Source organism: Pseudomonas sp. PGPPP1 (assembly GCF_002255865.1).
GTDB lineage: Bacteria > Pseudomonadota > Gammaproteobacteria > Pseudomonadales > Pseudomonadaceae > Aquipseudomonas > Aquipseudomonas cremoris.
Window position 1 is genome coordinate 14,719 of sequence record NZ_NKIG01000047.1, and the last position, 15,632, is coordinate 30,350.

Sequence of the window (15,632 nt, forward strand, 5' to 3'; positions counted from 1 at the left end):
GGCCAATACCGTGATCCAGACCCTGACCCACCTCCCCCATCCCACTGAAGACGGGCCAACACTCGCCAGCCACTTCACCGACCTGGCGCCGCCCCTCAACGCCCGCCAGGCCCAACTCGAAGCCTCGCGCTGCCTGTATTGCTACGACGCGCCGTGCGTGAATGCGTGCCCCAGCGAAATCGACATCCCTTCGTTCATCCGCAATATCCACACCGAAAACGTGCAAGGCGCCGCGCAGAAAATTCTCTCGGCCAACATCCTCGGCGGCAGTTGTGCCCGGGTCTGCCCCACCGAGATCCTCTGCCAACAAGCCTGCGTGCGTAACAACACCGAAGAATGTGCCCCGGTGCTCATCGGTCTGTTGCAACGCTATGCCGTGGACAATGCACACTTCACTGAACACCCCTTCCACCGCGCCGCGTCCACCGGCAAACGCATCGCCGTGGTCGGTGCCGGGCCCGCGGGTTTGGCGTGTGCCCATCGCAGTGCCTTGCACGGCCATGACGTGGTGGTCTTCGAAGCGCGGGAAAAGGCCGGCGGCCTGAATGAGTACGGGATCGCCAAGTACAAACTGGTGGATGACTTCGCCCAGAAAGAACTGGATTTTCTGCTGCAGATCGGTGGCATCGAAATTCGCCACGGCCAGCGCCTGGGCGACAACCTCACCTTGAGCGAACTGCACCAGCAATTCGACGCGGTGTTCCTTGGCCTCGGCCTGGCCGCCAGCAAACAACTCGGCCTGCCCCACGAAGACGCCCCCGGCCTGCTCGCCGCCACCGACTACATCCGCGAACTGCGCCAAGCCGACGACCTCACCCAACTGCCCCTGGCCGACCGCTGCATCGTGCTTGGCGCAGGCAATACCGCCATCGACATGGCCGTGCAAATGGCCCGCCTCGGTGCCCGCGACGTCAACCTCGTCTACCGTCGCGGCCTGGCAGACATGGGGGCCACGCAGCATGAGCAGGACATCGCCAAGGCCAATCAGGTACGCCTGCTGACGTGGGCGCAACCGGAAGCCGTGCTGCTGGATGACAACGGCCACGTACGCGGCATGCGTTTCCTGCGTACGCGCATGGAGAACGGCCGCCTGCACCCTACCGGCGAAACCTTCGAACTGGCTGCCGATGCGATCTTCAAGGCCATCGGCCAAGGGTTTGACAGCGAGGCCTTGCACGACCCGCTGGCCCAGCAACTGCACCGCGTTGGCGAGCGGATTTTTGTCGATGAGCACCTGCGCACCAGCATTCCTGGCGTGTATGCCGGTGGCGATTGCGTCAGCCTCGGCCAGGACCTCACCGTGCAGGCGGTGCAACACGGCAAGCTGGCCGCTGAAGCCATGCACGCCCAACTCATGCTGAATGTGGAGGCTGCGTAATGGCCGATCTCTCGATTGTATTCGCCGGTATCAAAGCCCCCAATCCATTCTGGCTGGCCTCCGCGCCGCCGACTGACAAGGCCTACAACGTGGTCCGCGCCTTCGAAGCGGGCTGGGGCGGCGTGGTCTGGAAAACCCTGGGCGAAGACCCGGCGGCGGTCAACGTGTCGTCACGCTACTCGGCCCACTACGGCGCCAACCGTGAAGTACTGGGCATCAACAATATCGAGCTGATCACCGACCGCTCACTGGAGATCAACCTGCGGGAAATCACCCAGGTCAAAAAGGACTGGCCCGACCGTGCGCTGATCGTGTCGCTGATGGTGCCGTGCGTGGAGGAATCGTGGAAAAACATCCTGCCGTTGGTGGAAGCCACCGGCTGCGACGGCATCGAGCTGAACTTCGGTTGCCCCCACGGCATGCCTGAGCGCGGCATGGGCGCGGCGGTGGGCCAGGTGCCGGAGTATGTGGAACAGGTGACACGCTGGTGCAAGACCTATTGCTCGCTGCCGGTGATCGTCAAGCTCACGCCAAACATCACCGACATCCGCGTGGCGGCACGGGCGGCCTATCGCGGCGGCGCGGATGCGGTGTCGCTGATCAACACCATCAACTCCATCACCAGCGTCGACCTGGAACGCATGGTCGCGCTCCCCGTGGTGGGCACCCAAAGCACCCACGGCGGTTATTGCGGGTCGGCGGTCAAGCCCATTGCGCTGAACATGGTCGCCGAGATCGCCCGCGACCCGCAGACCCAAGGCCTGCCCATCTGCGGCATTGGCGGCATCGGCAACTGGCGTGATGCCGCCGAATTCGTCGCCCTGGGCTGCGGCGCCGTGCAGGTGTGCACAGCGGCGATGCTGCACGGCTTTCGGATTGTGGATGAGATGAAAGATGGCTTGTCGCGATGGATGGACAGCCAGGGCTACACCAGCCTGCAGGATTTTTCCGGGCGCGCGGTGGGCAATACCACCGACTGGAAGTACCTGGATATCAACTACCAGGTGATAGCGAAGATTGACCAGGCGGCGTGCATTGGTTGTGGACGTTGCCATATTGCCTGTGAGGACACCTCTCACCAGGCGATTGAGAGTGTGAAATTGGCGGATGGCACGCACAAATACGAGGTGATTGACGATGAATGTGTGGGCTGCAACCTGTGCCAGATCACCTGCCCGGTGGCCGACTGTATCGAGATGGTGCCGATGGACACGGGCAAGCCGTTTTTGAATTGGACGCAGGATCCGCGTAATCCTTATCGGGAAGCTGTGTAGCCCTTAATACCGCCATCGCAGGCAAGCCAGCTCCCACATTGGATCTATGTGAACCCGATCAACTGTGGGAGCTGGCTTGCCTGCGATGGGGCCATTAGCCTTCACCCACCTCTTAGGGCTCCAACCCAATCCCCCGCAAAATCACCCCCGTCACCGTCTGGATCGCCCGCTCAAACTGCATATCCGACAACGGCTGGTGATCATTCAAGATCGTCACCTGATGATCAAAATCGGCATAGTGCTGGGTCGACGCCCAGATCATGTACAGCAGGCTCGACGGCTCCACCGGCAAGATGCGTTTGTCCTCCACCCATTGGCGAATTTTCGCTTCCTTCATCTTGGCCCAGTCGTACAGGCTTTCATCCAGTGCCTCACCCAAGGTGGGGGCGCCATGGATGATTTCGTTGGCCCAGACTTTCGAGCCATACGGCCGCGTGCGCGAGCGTTGCATCTTGGCGCGGATGTAGCTGCTGAGCACTACACGCGGGTCATCGAAGGTTTCGAAGCTCAGGGCATCCTGCTTCCACAGTTCCAGCAGGCCGAACAGCACCGCGCTGTATAGCTCGCTCTTGGTGGTGAAGTAGTAATGCAGGTTGGAGCGCGGCAGTTGCACTTCTTTGGCGATGTCAGCCATGGCGGTGCTGCCATAGCCTTTTTCGGCGAAGATTTTCTCCGCCGCCAACAGGATTTTTTCGACGTTGACCCGGCGAATTCCGATCTTGTGATTGCCCATAAGGGCTCCCTGACAACAACTTGGGTTAAAGACTACCATCGGCTCTAGATCGCGGCGACAGGCCATAATGAAACTTCTGACGCGAACCTTTCCCGTGGAAATCGGATTGGTTAGGATCGCGGTCCCTATGAAGGATCATTGCAATGACTATTCGACCTCGCGTGGCCGCCGACGACCCAGTGCTGGGCGCACTGTGGGAGCGCTCGGTACGCGCCACCCATGCCTTCCTGCCCGAGGATGATATCCAGCGATTGCTGCCTCTGGTACGGGACACCTACCTGCCGATGCCCGCCCTGGAGGTGTGGGTGTATGAAGACCAGAACGGTATCGCCGGGTATATCGCCACGGGTGCGAGCAATGTGGAAATGTTGTTTATCGACCCCGATCGACGGGGCCAGGGCATTGGCCGGCAATTGCTGGACCACGTCCGCGCCCGTCACGACACGCTCACCGTCGACGTAAACGAGCAAAACCCACAGGCTGTGGGCTTCTACCTGCACTATGGTTTTATTCAGGTCGCGCGTTCGCCGCTGGATGGCGAGGGCAAACCCTTTCCCTTGTTGCACATGGCCTTACCGACTCCCTCACCTGAAGGTACTGAACAATGTTGATCAAGAAGACACTGACGACCGTCGCGCTGCTGGCGTCCCTGCTAGGCGCCTCGGCGGCGTTTGCCCATGCCCACCTGAAAAGCGCCATCCCCGCCGCCGACAGCACCGTCGCAGCCCCCGCCGACCTGCGCTTGACCTTCAGCGAAGGCGTCGAAGCTACCTTTACCAAGGTATCCCTGAGCAAGGACGGCACCGAAGTCGCCATCAAGGGCCTGGAAACCCCGGATGCCGACAAGAAAACCCTGGTGGTAACGCCGGCAGCCCCCCTGGCCGCTGGTACCTACAAAGTGGTGTGGGACGCGGTGTCGGTCGATACCCACAAAAGCAACGGCGAATACAGCTTCAAGGTCGGCCAATAACCCATGGCAACCCTGTTGGTGCTCTGCCGCTTCGTGCATTTCATCGTCGTATTGTTGATGTTCGGGGCCTGTGTATTCAGGCCCCTGCTGCTCGGAGCAGCCCCTCAGCCAGTGCTGGACCGGCAATTGCTGCGCATCACCCGTGCTCTGGCCTGGATTGGGCTGGTGTCTGGCGTGACGTGGCTACTGTTGATCACCGCCAGCATGGCTGGCAGTTGGAATGCTGCGCTGCATCTGGCGACAGTGCAGTTGGTGCTGGGCAAGACATTTTTTGGCCAGGTGTGGGTGTGGCATCTGCTGCTGAACCTGTTGCTGGTGATAGCGCTGGTCAAACCCTGGCCTGTGCTGCGCCTGCCCGTGATCGCGCTGCTGTTGGCGACCCTGGCCCCCGTCGGCCATGGCGCCATGCTGAACGGGCTCAGCGGGCAATTGCTGATTCTTAACCAAGTGGTGCATCTGTTCAGCGTGGGCGCATGGCTGGGTGGCTTGATGCTGCTGGTGTTGGTCCTGCGCCAACCGCACGGCTATGCAGTGGAGTCGATCCTGCGTCGATTCAGTGGCGTGGGGTATGGCTTGGTGGCGGGGTTGCTGGTCACGGGGTTGATCAACGTGCGGGTGCTGACTGGGCAATTCTGGCCCACACCGTTGTTCAGCGGCTTTGCGCTGATCCTGTTGATCAAGGTGCTGCTGGTGCTGGGGATGTTGGCGCTGGCGTTGCTGAACCGGTTGCGGATTGAGCGTTGTGAAGAGCGCCTGGGCAGTTTGAAGGCGAGTGTGATGGTGGAGTGGTTGCTGGGGGTTTCTGCCGTCGCTGCTGTTTCGCTGTTGGGCACCCTGCCCCCGATGGTCATGACCAACTGAGCTCTCCCCTTTGAAATGCAGCCAGCTCCCCCATTGATCGTGCTTGCGTTGGATGAGCCCGACCAAGTCATCGTATAACTTCCCCTTGACACCGCCCAAAATCCCCGCAAATATCGCCCTCAATGTTGTACGACGACGTACGACAAATAATAAAAACAACAAAAAAGGGAGCTTCACTGTGAGTCAATTCGCCCGCAATTCCTGCGCACGTCTCGGTTTGATCAGCCTCGGCAGCCTGGCCGTCACCGTCCCCCTCAGTGCCCAGGCCGACGGTTTTCTCGACGATGCCAAGGCCACGCTCAACCTGCGCAACGCCTACTTCAATCGCAACTTCACGAACCCGACCAACCCCCAAGCCAAGGCCGAAGAATGGACGCAGAACTTTATTCTCGACGCCAAGTCTGGCTTCACCCAAGGCACGGTCGGCTTCGGGCTGGATGTGCTCGGCCTGTATTCGCAAAAGCTCGACGGCGGCAAAGGCACCGCTGGCACGCAACTGTTGCCGGTGCACAGTGATGGCCGGCCCGCAGACAATTTCGGGCGCCTGGGCGTGGCGCTGAAAACCAAGCTGTCGAAGACCGAACTGAAGGTCGGCGAATGGATGCCGGTACTGCCGATCCTGCGCTCCGACGATGGTCGCTCCCTGCCCCAGACCTTCCGTGGCGGGCAGGTCACCTCCAACGAAATCGCTGGCCTTACGCTCTACGGCGGCCAGTTCCGCGGCAACAGCCCCCGCAACGACGCGAGCATGGAAGACATGTTCATGAACGGCAAAGCTGCGTTTACTTCAGACCGCTTCAACTTCGGCGGCGGCGAATACACCTTCAACGACAAGCGCACCCAAGTCGGTGTGTGGTACGCCGAATTGACCGATATCTACCAGCAACAGTACCTCAACCTCACCCACAGCCAGCCCGTGGGCGACTGGACCCTGGGCGCCAACCTCGGTTTCTTCAACGGCAAGGAAGACGGCAGCGCCCTCGCTGGCGACCTCGACAACAAGACCGCGTTTGCCCTGCTCTCGGCCAAGTACAACGGCAACACCTTCTATGTTGGCCTGCAGAAACTCACCGGCAACAGCGCGTGGATGAAGGTCAATGGCACCAGCGGCGGCACCTTGGCCAACGACAGCTACAACGCCAGCTATGACAACGCCAAGGAGAAATCCTGGCAGGTGCGGCATGACTTCAACTTCGTGGTGCTCGGCATTCCGGGGCTGACCATGATGAACCGCTATATCAGCGGCAGTAATGTGCACACAGGAGCGATTACCGATGGCAAGGAATGGGGGCGAGAGTCGGAGCTGGCGTACACGGTGCAGAGTGGCGCGTTGAAGGACCTGAACGTGCGGTGGCGGAACGCGACCATGCGTCGGGATTTTAGTAACAATGAATTTGATGAGAATCGGATCTTTATCAGTTACCCGATTTCGCTGCTGTAGATTCAAGGCCCCGCACGCTCCCACGAACACCACAAGGCCCATGTGGGAGCGGGCTTGCCCGCGATAGCAGTGTGTCAGACCAAGATGTCCTAACTGACCCTGCGCAATCGCAGGCAAGCCAGCTCCCACATTTGATCTCATTTGTCTGGAGGAGCGTTGACAACGCAGGGAATCTCTAACGATACTTCGATCAAGTCATACGACAACCTACAACAAAGACTGGAACTTCAATGACCACTACCACGCCTGTCCCCTTCAACCGCCTGCTGCTCACCGGTGCCGCCGGCGGCTTGGGCAAAGTCTTGCGCGAGCGCATGCGCCCTTACGCCCAGGTACTGCGTCTGTCGGACATCGCCAACATGGCGCCAGCGGCCGATGACTCCGAAGAAGTGCAACCCTGCGACCTCGCCGACAAACAAGCCGTGCACCACTTGGTGGAAGGCGTCGACGCCATCCTGCACTTTGGCGGCGTGTCGGTGGAGCGCTCTTTCGAAGAAGTGCTGGGCGCCAATATCAGCGGCATTTTCCATATCTACGAAGCCGCTCGCCGCCATGGGGTCAAGCGCGTGATCTTCGCCAGCTCCAACCATGTGATCGGCTTCTACAAACAGGGCGAGAAACTCGACGCCCACTCCCAACGCCGCCCGGACAGCTACTACGGCTTGTCGAAGTCCTACGGCGAAGACATGGCCAGTTTCTACTTCGACCGCTACGGCATCGAGACCGTGAGCATCCGCATCGGCTCCTCGTTCCCCGAACCGCAGAACCGCCGGATGATGCACACCTGGCTGAGCTTCGATGACCTCACCCAATTGCTGGAACGCGCGCTGTACACCCCCAACGTCGGCCACACCGTGGTCTACGGCATGTCGGACAACCTCGACACCTGGTGGGACAACCGCTACGCCGCGCACCTGGGCTTTGCGCCCAAGGACAACTCCGAAGTGTTCCGTGCCCAAGTCGAAACCCAGCCACCGGTGGCCGCCGATGACCCGGCCAAGGTGTATCAGGGCGGTGCGTTCTGCGCGGCCGGGCCGTTCGGTGACTGAGTGCGCATCCACCCAAGGGAATGAGTGCCAATGACTGCTGAATTGATTGTCGACGCCCGCAATGCCGTGGGCGAATGCCCGGTGTGGGTGCCCGAGGAAAACGCCCTGTACTGGGTAGACATCCCCAACGGCGGCCTGCAACGCTGGAGCGCTGCCAGCGGCCACGTCGCAGCCTGGAAGGCCCCGCAAATGCTCGCCTGCATTGCCCGCACCACAGCGGGCAACTGGGTTGCCGGGATGGAGACCGGCTTTTTCCAACTCACCGCGCACAACGACGGCAGCCTCGATACCACGCCTTTGGCCGGTATCCAACACCCACGCCCGGACATGCGCCTGAACGATGGCCGCTGTGATCGCCAGGGTCGTTTCTGGGCGGGCAGCATGGTGCTGAACATGGGCCTGAATGCGGCCGAGGGCACCCTTTACCGCTATGCGGCAGGGGCCGCGCCGCATGCCGAGTTGGGCGGTTTCATCACGCTCAATGGCCTGGCCTTCAGCCCCGATGGCCGCACGATGTATGCCTCGGACTCACACCCCTTGGTGCAGCAGATCTGGGCCTTCGACTACGACATCGACACCGGTACGCCGTCCAATCGCCGGGTGTTCGTGGACATGCACCAATACCTCGGCCGGCCCGACGGCGCGGCGGTGGACGCCGATGGCTGCTACTGGATCTGCGCCAACGACGCCGGGCTGGTCCACCGTTTCACCCCTGACGGTCGCCTCGACCGCTCCCTCACCGTGCCGGTGAAAAAACCCACCATGTGCGCCTTTGGCGGCAGTCGGCTGGACACCTTGTTCGTCACCTCGATCCGTGACGACCAGAGTGAGCAGTCCCTGTCCGGCGGCGTATTCGCCCTCAATCCCGGCGTCCAAGGACTCCCCGAACCCCGCTTCACCGTCTAGCCGCATCGCTGTGCCTTGAATACAAAAATAACAAGACAGGAGACACACCCAATGGACTTCAAACGCACCTTGCTCGCCGCTGCATTCATCACCCTCAGCAGCGCCGCCCAGGCACTGGAAATCAAGTTCGCCGACATCCACCCCGATGGCTACCCCACCGTGGTTGCCGAGAAAAACATGGGCGCCGCCCTGACCAAAGCCAGCAATGGCGAACTGACCTTCAAGTTCTTCCCCGGCGGCGTGCTGGGCTCAGAGAAGGAAGTGGTCGAACAGGCCCAGGTCGGCGCCATCCAGATGGCCCGGGTCAGCCTGGGCATCGTCGGGCCGGTGGTGCCGGACGTGAACGTGTTCAACCTGCCGTTCGTGTTCCGCGATCAGGCACATATGCGCAAAGTCATCGACGGCGAAATCGGCGATGAAATCCTCGCCAAGATCACCGACTCCGAGTTCGGCCTGGTGGCCCTGGCCTGGATGGACGGCGGTACGCGCAATATCTACACCAAGAAACCGGTGCGCAGCATCGCCGACCTCAAGGGCATGAAGGTGCGGGTGCAAGGCAACCCGCTGTTTATCGACGCATTCAATGCCATGGGTGCCAACGGCATTGCCATGGATACCGGCGAGATTTTCAGCGCCCTGCAGACCGGCGTCATCGACGGCGCAGAGAACAACCCGCCGACCCTGCTCGAACACAACCACTACCAAAACGCCAAGTACTACACCCTGACCGAGCACCTGATCCTGCCCGAACCCATCGTGATGTCGAAAATCACCTGGAACAAACTCAGCCCCGCGCAGCAGACCATGGTCAAGGATGCCGCCAAGGTCGCCCAGGCCGATGAGCGTGTGTTGTGGGACGCCAAGTCCGCCAGCAGCGAGGCCAAGCTCAAGGCGGCGGGCGTGGAGTTCATCACCGTCGACAAAAAACCTTTCTATGAGGCGACCGCTTCGACTCGCGAAAAATACGGTGCGGCGTACGCCGACATCATCCAGCGCATCGACGCCGTCGAGTAACACTCCCCCTCCTCCCTAGCAAGGCCCGGCGCGGTCCGCACTGACGCGCCCGGTTACGGTGAACGCCATGAAGAATCTACTGCTGCGCGTAAACGACCGCCTGTACATGACCTGCATCTGGGTCGCCGGCCTCTCCGTCCTGGGGGTCGCGCTGATCATCCCCTGGGGCATCTTCGCCCGCTACATCCTGGGTACCGGCTCCAGTTGGCCGGAGCCCACCGCCATTTTGCTGATGCTGGTATTCACCTTTATCGGCGCCGCCGCCAGCTACCGCGCCGGTGCGCATATGTCGGTGGCAATGATCACCGACCGCCTACCACCGCAACAACGCCGCCTCGTCGGCATCCTCTCCCAATTGCTGATGGCGACCATTTGCCTGTTCATGACGGTCTGGGGCGCCAAGTTGTGCCTGTCCACCTGGAACCAGTTCATGAGCGCCATCCCCACCCTGCGCGTGGGCATCACCTACATGCCGATCCCGATTGGCGGGTTGCTGACCCTGGTGTTCGTGCTGGAAAAACTCCTGCTCGGTGACCAAAGCCAGCGCCGTGTAGTGCGCTTCGACCTGGTTGAAGAAAACGAAGGGGCTGCCTGATATGGACGCATTGATTCTGTTGGGCAGCTTTATCGCCTTGATCCTGATCGGCATGCCGGTGGCCTACGCCCTCGGCCTGTCGGCGCTGATCGGCGCGTGGTGGATCGACATTCCGTTCCAGGCCTTGATGATCCAGGTGGCGGGCGGCGTGAACAAATTCTCGCTGATGGCGATTCCGTTCTTTGTGCTCGCCGGCGCGATCATGGCCGAGGGCGGTATGTCGCGGCGGCTGGTAGCGTTTGCCGGGGTGCTGGTGGGTTTTGTGCGCGGCGGCCTGTCGTTGGTGAACATCATGGCCTCGACGTTTTTCGGCGCGATCTCCGGCTCCTCAGTGGCAGACACGGCTTCGGTCGGCTCGGTGCTGATCCCGGAAATGGAACGCCGGGGCTATCCCCGCGAATTCGCCACGGCGGTGACCATCAGCGGCTCGGTCCAGGCGCTGCTGACACCGCCTAGCCATAACTCGGTGCTCTACTCCTTGGCAGCCGGTGGCACCGTGTCCATCGCTTCGCTGTTCATGGCCGGCGTGGTGCCGGGCTTGCTGATGAGCGCGTGCCTGATGGTGCTGTGCCTGATCTTCGCCAAGAAGCGCGACTACCCCAAGGGCGAAGTCATTCCCTTGAAGCAGGCGCTGAAAATCTGTGCCGATGCGCTCTGGGGCCTGATGGCCATGGTGATCATCCTCGGCGGCATTCTCTCGGGCATCTTCACCGCCACCGAGTCCGCCGCGATTGCGGTGCTGTGGGCGTTCTTCGTGACCATGTTCATCTACCGCGACTACAAATGGAGCGAGCTGCCCAAACTGATGCACCGCACGGTGCGCACCATTTCCATCGTGATGATCCTGATCGCCTTCGCCGCCAGTTTCGGCTACATCATGACGCTGATGCAGATCCCGGCGAAGATCACCACGATGTTCCTGACCCTGTCGGATAACCGCTATGTGATCCTGATGTGCATCAACGCCATGCTGCTGTTGCTGGGCACGGTGATGGACATGGCGCCGCTGATTCTGATCCTCACACCGATTCTGCTGCCGGTGATCCTGGGTATCGGCGTCGACCCGGTGCACTTTGGCATGATCATGCTGGTGAACCTCGGGATAGGACTGATTACCCCACCCGTGGGCGCGGTGTTGTTTGTAGGGGCAGCGGTGGGTAAGACCAGTATCGAGAAGACCGTGAAGGCCTTGCTGCCGTTTTACGGGGTGCTGTTTCTGGTGTTGATGGCCGTGACCTATATTCCAGCACTGTCGCTGTGGCTGCCGGGGTTGGTGCTCTGATGAAGATCGAACTTAACGACAAGCTGACCCATCTCACGTTGGTCCCGGCTGTGGGCGGCAGCATCGCCAACTGGTACGTCCTCGCCACCGGCCAACCGCTGTTGCGCCATAACGACGAACACGCCCAGCTTCCCGGAAAGCTGGGGTGCTATCCGCTGGCCCCCTGGTCCAACCGCATCGGCGACGGCGGTTTTGACAACCCCGAGGGTTGGTTGCCCCTGGCACCCAACAGCCCATTGGACCCGCTGCCGATCCACGGCTCGGCGTGGCAACAGGCCTGGCAAGTGGTCAGCCAATCGGCGAATGAAGCGGTGCTTGAGGTGGTGTGCGATACACCGTTTGCCTATCGTGCCGAGCAACGATTCAGGTTGGATAACGGCGAGCTGAGCATCACCTTGCGGGTGACTCACTTGGCAGAAAAAGCCGCATGGCACGGCGTAGGCTTGCATCCCTATTTCCCGCGCACTCCCGGCACACGGTTGCAGGCCAACGCTTCACAGGTCTGGCTAAGTGATGCGTCCAAGCTGCCCACCGGGTTGGCACCTCTGCCGGAGGACTGGAATTTTCAGCAGCTAAAGGCCTTGCCGGAAAGGTTGGTGGACAACGGGTTTTGCCAGTGGGATGGGCATTGTGTGATCGAGCAGCCGGAGCTTGGCTATTCGCTGGAATGTAACGCGAGCGGCGCGGACTACTTCCTGTTGTTCTGCCCGCCGGGGCTTGGGTTCTTTTGTGTTGAGCCGGTGAGTCACCCGGTGAATGCGCATCACCTTGCCGGAAGACCAGGCCTCAAGCTGTTGGAACAAGGCCAGTCGACCCACCTCGAATTTACGTTGAAATACCTGCCAAATGTGGGAGCGGGCTTGCTCGCGAAAGCGGAGGGTCAGTAACACATTTGTCGCCTGACACACCGCCTTCGCGAGCAAGCCCGCTCCCACATTTCGCTCCCCGGTGTGTCAAGGCGGGCTGTTTTTCAGCCGCCCTGCAGTATCGATACTCACCACCACCGACAAGCCCGGCCGCAACCGCTCACTCTGCTCCTGGTCGGGATCGACGGTGATCCTCACCGGCACCCGCTGCGCGATCTTCACAAAGTTGCCGGTGGCATTGTCCGCCTGCAACAGGCTGAACTCCGACCCAGTCGCCGGCGAAATATGCTGCACCGTGCCGTGAAACTTGCGGTGGTTCAGCGCGTCCACGGTGAAGGTCACCGGCTGCCCCACCTGCACGTTGTCCATCTGGGTTTCCTTCATGTTGGCGATCACCCACAGTTGCGGCGGCACCAGTGCCATCAACTGCGCACCGGAGTTGACGTAGGCCCCCAGGCGCACGCCAATCTGCCCCAACTGGCCGTCACGCGGCGCCGTGATGCGCGTGTTGGACAGGTCGATCCGCGCCAGCTCCACCGCCGCATCGGCACTCGCCACTGCCGCTTCCAGGGAGCCACGATTGACGATCACCGTCTGCAAATCCTGCCGTGCAATTTCCAGGCTGGCCTGGGCTTGCGCCACCGCCGCGATGGTCTGCGCGTTGGCCGCACGGGTCACGTCCAGTTCGCGTTTGGACACCGAACCGTCGCTGATCAACTCTTCATTACGGCGCAAGTCGGCGGTGCTTTTGCGCGCCTGGGCCTCGCTGTCGGCCAATGCTGCCTGGCGCAACTTGATGGTGGCCTCGGCACTGTTGCGCTGCTGCACCACATTCGCCAGCGACGCCTTCTGCACCGCCAGTTGCGCCAATGCCTGGTCGAGGCGCTGCTTGTAGATGCGGTCATCCAGACGCACCAGCAAATCGCCGGTCTTCACGTACTGGAAATCCTGCACCGGCACTTCAAACACGTAGCCTGCGAGCTGCGGCCCGATGATCGTGACCTGCCCGCGCACCAGGGCGTTCTCGGTGGTTTCTACCGCACTGCTGAACGGCGGCAATTGCCAGGCATAGAGCACGATCAGCACGCCGACGACGGCAATCGCGGCAAAGCCCAGGGACGATAGAATGCGCACCCGCAACGGCCGCAACTGAGTGGGCACAGCACCCGGTGGCGTGCTGCCTTCTGGGGTGGAAGCAATGGCGGTGGTGGTCGTGGTTGAAGGTTCGGTCATGAAGGTGCGCCGCTGGGTTGAACGGGAGTGGCTGCTTTGGTAGTGCTCATCAGCCACAGACTGCGGATAAAGATCCAGATCATGGTCAGCATCGCGATAATCGCGATCAGCATGAAGACATCGTTGTAGGCCATCACGTTCGCCTCACGGGTTGCCGCCGTGGCCAGGCTGCGGATGCCCATCAAGTTGCGCAGCTCGGGGTCGGCAATGATGCCGCCGTAGGCCGAACCGCCACTGCTGACCCGCGCGGCCACACGTGGGTCAAGCAGGGTCAGGTGTTCGACGATCATGCTGGAATGGAATTTCTCCCGCACGATCTGGAACGTGCCCAGCAATGCGGCGCCAATCAAGCCGCCGAGGTTCTGGCAAATGCCGAACATCACCGAGAAACTCACCAGGTTGCGCGGGTTGGTCAGCACGTTCTTGGTGCCCAGCACCATGGTCGGCCCCAGGAAGAACGTACCGCCGAAGCCTAGCAGGAACTGGCTGATATACAGGTTTTCCGGGCGGGTCAGGTTGCTGGAGAAGCTGTCCATCACCGAACCTGTTGCCATCAACGCCAAGGAGATAACCAGCGGCATCAGCAAGTGCGCCGGGTTGATGGTCAACGCGCTGACCACCAACCCGGCAATCGCCCCGGCCAGCATGACTACGTACAGCGTGTGCATCTGCTGGTAGCTCATGTTCAACATCTGCATGAACCCCACCGCGCCGGTGGACTGCTCGGACAGCACCATGCGAATCAGGATCACCGCCAGTGCCAGGCGGATCATCACGCCGCTGCCCAACCAGCGCGTCATCAGCATCGGGTTCGCGCGGTTATGCTCGATGGCCAGGCCGGCCATGATCAGCACCAGGGAGCAGGCCGAGGCCACGCCGATCCAGGGTGCTTCCAACCACCAGTCGATGCGGCCCAGGGACAACACCGCGCACAGCAGCGCCACGCCGGTGGCGAGGATGGCGAAGGTGAGGAAGTCGAGTTTTTCAAACGTCTTGAAGCGGTCACCCGGCGGTAACTTGAGCAGGAACACGCAGCCCAGGCAGATCAGCGCCATGCCCAACTCGAACAGATAAAGGCCGCGCCATTCGGCGATTTGCAGCAGATCTTCGGAGAACAAACGCGCCAACGGCAACGCCAACTGCGCGGTGCCCAACCCCAATACCAACGCTTTCAAGCGCCACTTGGCCGGAAACGCCTGGATCATGTAGTACAAGCCCAACGAGCTGAGCGCCGCCCCCACCATGCCGTGGGCGGCCCGTACCGCAATGGCCGAACTGAGGTCGTTGACGAACAAATGCCCGAAGGTCACCAGCGCGTAGAGCACCAGGAACACCTCGGTGAATGCCCGCAGGCCGAATTGTTGGCGAAACTTCACCAGCAGCAGGTTCATGCAGACGTTGGTCATCACGTAGGCGGCGGGCAGCCAGGCCATTTCGGCGGTGGTCGCGCCGAGTGCGCCTTGCAGGTATTGCAGGTTGGCGATCACCAGCGCGTTGCCCAAGCCCCCGGTGATCGCGACAAGAACGCCGACCATCGCGAACAGCCAACGCTTGTGCGTGGGGTGCAACGGGGTCGACGGCGAACCCGGCAGGCTGGGGCGTTCGTGGGGTTCCCAGGTGTGGGGGGTGTATTTGTTCATTCGCTGACCTAGATGACCCGACGGGGGACGTCGGTAAAACCATACTCAGAGAGTAGTAAACCTGAGGGGAGTTCATCTTGCCATCGTGAAGTTGGGGGGTTGGGGGGTTGAGGTGGAGTACATATCCGTTGTTTGGGTAACGGCCTCCTATGGTTCCGCTCTTACAGCGGCTCACTTTTGAAAAGCGCAAAAGTAAGCAAAACGCTCTTGCCCCACCACTCGGCACCTCGCTTAGGCTCGGTGTGCCCTCACTCCGGCTTGAATCCGTGGGCCGCCGCCACGCGCCATCCATGGCGCGGGGCGGCTAACCCGGCGTCCTGCCGGGTTACCCACGGATTCAAGCCTGCGTTCGGCCAGCGTGGTTTAACGGGGCGCCTAAGATCAAGATCA

The 15,632-nt window shown here is 61.3% G+C and carries 15 protein-coding genes; 12 read left to right on the plus strand and 3 right to left on the minus strand.

All coding sequences use genetic code 11. From position 1 onward, the window contains the following. The first annotated feature begins 10 nt into the window (after positions 1-10). Together CFE47_RS29720 and preA are read left to right on the plus strand one after the other, a co-directional pair. The gene (locus CFE47_RS29720; protein ID WP_286842580.1) at positions 11-1,378 is read left to right on the plus strand and encodes an NAD(P)-dependent oxidoreductase; all 1,368 of its coding nucleotides are present in this window, start codon (positions 11-13) and stop codon (positions 1,376-1,378) included. After that, positions 1,378-2,652 (plus strand): NAD-dependent dihydropyrimidine dehydrogenase subunit PreA, encoded by a 1,275-nt coding sequence (preA, locus tag CFE47_RS29725; protein WP_286842564.1) that lies wholly within the window; start codon positions 1,378-1,380, stop codon positions 2,650-2,652. The genes CFE47_RS29720 and preA overlap by 1 nt, the downstream gene beginning before the upstream one ends. A gap of 112 nt (positions 2,653-2,764) precedes the next feature. On the opposite strand, the gene CFE47_RS29730 is transcribed toward preA, so the two are convergent. After that, positions 2,765-3,385: a TetR/AcrR family transcriptional regulator gene (locus tag CFE47_RS29730; protein WP_286842565.1), complete on the minus strand. Its 621-nt coding sequence runs from the start codon at positions 3,383-3,385 to the stop codon at positions 2,765-2,767. Between the two features lie 143 nt (positions 3,386-3,528). On the opposite strand from CFE47_RS29730, the gene CFE47_RS29735 reads away from it, so the two are divergent. From CFE47_RS29735 to CFE47_RS29780, 10 genes are all read left to right on the plus strand, one after another. Next, complete coding sequence (locus CFE47_RS29735; RefSeq protein WP_286842566.1) at positions 3,529-3,996, plus strand: GNAT family N-acetyltransferase; 468 nt, start codon at positions 3,529-3,531, stop codon at positions 3,994-3,996. Then, positions 3,990-4,355 (plus strand): copper homeostasis periplasmic binding protein CopC, encoded by a 366-nt coding sequence (gene copC, locus CFE47_RS29740; RefSeq protein WP_286842567.1) that lies wholly within the window; start codon positions 3,990-3,992, stop codon positions 4,353-4,355. The genes CFE47_RS29735 and copC overlap by 7 nt, the downstream gene beginning before the upstream one ends. Before the next feature lie 3 nt (positions 4,356-4,358). Further along, positions 4,359-5,216, plus strand: a complete 858-nt coding sequence (copD, locus tag CFE47_RS29745; RefSeq protein ID WP_286842569.1) for a copper homeostasis membrane protein CopD — start codon at positions 4,359-4,361, stop codon at positions 5,214-5,216. Between the two features lie 178 nt (positions 5,217-5,394). Next, entirely contained in the window at positions 5,395-6,657 is a 1,263-nt protein-coding gene (locus CFE47_RS29750) for an OprD family porin (protein WP_286842571.1), read from the plus strand. A gap of 230 nt (positions 6,658-6,887) precedes the next feature. After that, positions 6,888-7,706, plus strand: coding sequence for an NAD-dependent epimerase/dehydratase family protein (locus CFE47_RS29755; protein ID WP_185706379.1), 819 nt, complete (start codon positions 6,888-6,890; stop codon positions 7,704-7,706). 30 nt (positions 7,707-7,736) lie between these two features. Next, positions 7,737-8,612 carry an SMP-30/gluconolactonase/LRE family protein gene (locus CFE47_RS29760; RefSeq protein WP_286842572.1) on the plus strand — a complete coding sequence of 292 codons (876 nt, stop codon included), beginning with the start codon at positions 7,737-7,739 and terminating at the stop codon, positions 8,610-8,612. A 51-nt stretch (positions 8,613-8,663) separates the two neighbouring features. Beyond that, on the plus strand, positions 8,664-9,626 hold the full coding sequence (locus tag CFE47_RS29765; protein WP_286842574.1) for a TRAP transporter substrate-binding protein: 963 nt from the start codon (positions 8,664-8,666) through the stop codon (positions 9,624-9,626). Positions 9,627-9,693: 67 nt separating this feature from the next. Then, on the plus strand, positions 9,694-10,221 hold the full coding sequence (locus tag CFE47_RS29770) for a TRAP transporter small permease (RefSeq protein ID WP_286842575.1): 528 nt from the start codon (positions 9,694-9,696) through the stop codon (positions 10,219-10,221). Between the two features lies 1 nt (position 10,222). Beyond that, positions 10,223-11,503: a TRAP transporter large permease gene (locus CFE47_RS29775; protein WP_286842576.1), complete on the plus strand. Its 1,281-nt coding sequence runs from the start codon at positions 10,223-10,225 to the stop codon at positions 11,501-11,503. Beyond that, the gene (locus CFE47_RS29780) at positions 11,503-12,390 is read left to right on the plus strand and encodes an aldose 1-epimerase (protein ID WP_286842577.1); all 888 of its coding nucleotides are present in this window, start codon (positions 11,503-11,505) and stop codon (positions 12,388-12,390) included. Before CFE47_RS29775 ends, CFE47_RS29780 begins: the two co-directional genes overlap by 1 nt. Before the next feature lie 66 nt (positions 12,391-12,456). On the opposite strand, the gene CFE47_RS29785 is transcribed toward CFE47_RS29780, so the two are convergent. Further along, positions 12,457-13,602, minus strand: a complete 1,146-nt coding sequence (locus tag CFE47_RS29785) for an HlyD family secretion protein (protein ID WP_286842578.1) — start codon at positions 13,600-13,602, stop codon at positions 12,457-12,459. Beyond that, on the minus strand, positions 13,599-15,242 hold the full coding sequence (locus CFE47_RS29790; RefSeq protein WP_286842579.1) for an MFS transporter: 1,644 nt from the start codon (positions 15,240-15,242) through the stop codon (positions 13,599-13,601). The genes CFE47_RS29785 and CFE47_RS29790 overlap by 4 nt, the downstream gene beginning before the upstream one ends. Positions 15,243-15,632: the final 390 nt, after the last annotated feature.

Bases quoted from the DNA above. Each gene is read 5' to 3' on its own strand.
- preA (WP_286842564.1), top strand. From the start codon at position 1,378: ATGGCCGATCTCTCGATTGTATTCGCCGGTATCAAAGCCCCCAATCCA.
- CFE47_RS29730 (WP_286842565.1), bottom strand. From the start codon at position 3,385: ATGGGCAATCACAAGATCGGAATTCGCCGGGTCAACGTCGAAAAAATC.
- CFE47_RS29735 (WP_286842566.1), top strand. From the start codon at position 3,529: ATGACTATTCGACCTCGCGTGGCCGCCGACGACCCAGTGCTGGGCGCA.
- copC (WP_286842567.1), top strand. From the start codon at position 3,990: ATGTTGATCAAGAAGACACTGACGACCGTCGCGCTGCTGGCGTCCCTG.
- copD (WP_286842569.1), top strand. From the start codon at position 4,359: ATGGCAACCCTGTTGGTGCTCTGCCGCTTCGTGCATTTCATCGTCGTA.
- CFE47_RS29755 (WP_185706379.1), top strand. From the start codon at position 6,888: ATGACCACTACCACGCCTGTCCCCTTCAACCGCCTGCTGCTCACCGGT.
- CFE47_RS29760 (WP_286842572.1), top strand. From the start codon at position 7,737: ATGACTGCTGAATTGATTGTCGACGCCCGCAATGCCGTGGGCGAATGC.
- CFE47_RS29765 (WP_286842574.1), top strand. From the start codon at position 8,664: ATGGACTTCAAACGCACCTTGCTCGCCGCTGCATTCATCACCCTCAGC.
- CFE47_RS29770 (WP_286842575.1), top strand. From the start codon at position 9,694: ATGAAGAATCTACTGCTGCGCGTAAACGACCGCCTGTACATGACCTGC.
- CFE47_RS29775 (WP_286842576.1), top strand. From the start codon at position 10,223: ATGGACGCATTGATTCTGTTGGGCAGCTTTATCGCCTTGATCCTGATC.
- CFE47_RS29780 (WP_286842577.1), top strand. From the start codon at position 11,503: ATGAAGATCGAACTTAACGACAAGCTGACCCATCTCACGTTGGTCCCG.
- CFE47_RS29785 (WP_286842578.1), bottom strand. From the start codon at position 13,602: ATGACCGAACCTTCAACCACGACCACCACCGCCATTGCTTCCACCCCA.
- CFE47_RS29790 (WP_286842579.1), bottom strand. From the start codon at position 15,242: ATGAACAAATACACCCCCCACACCTGGGAACCCCACGAACGCCCCAGC.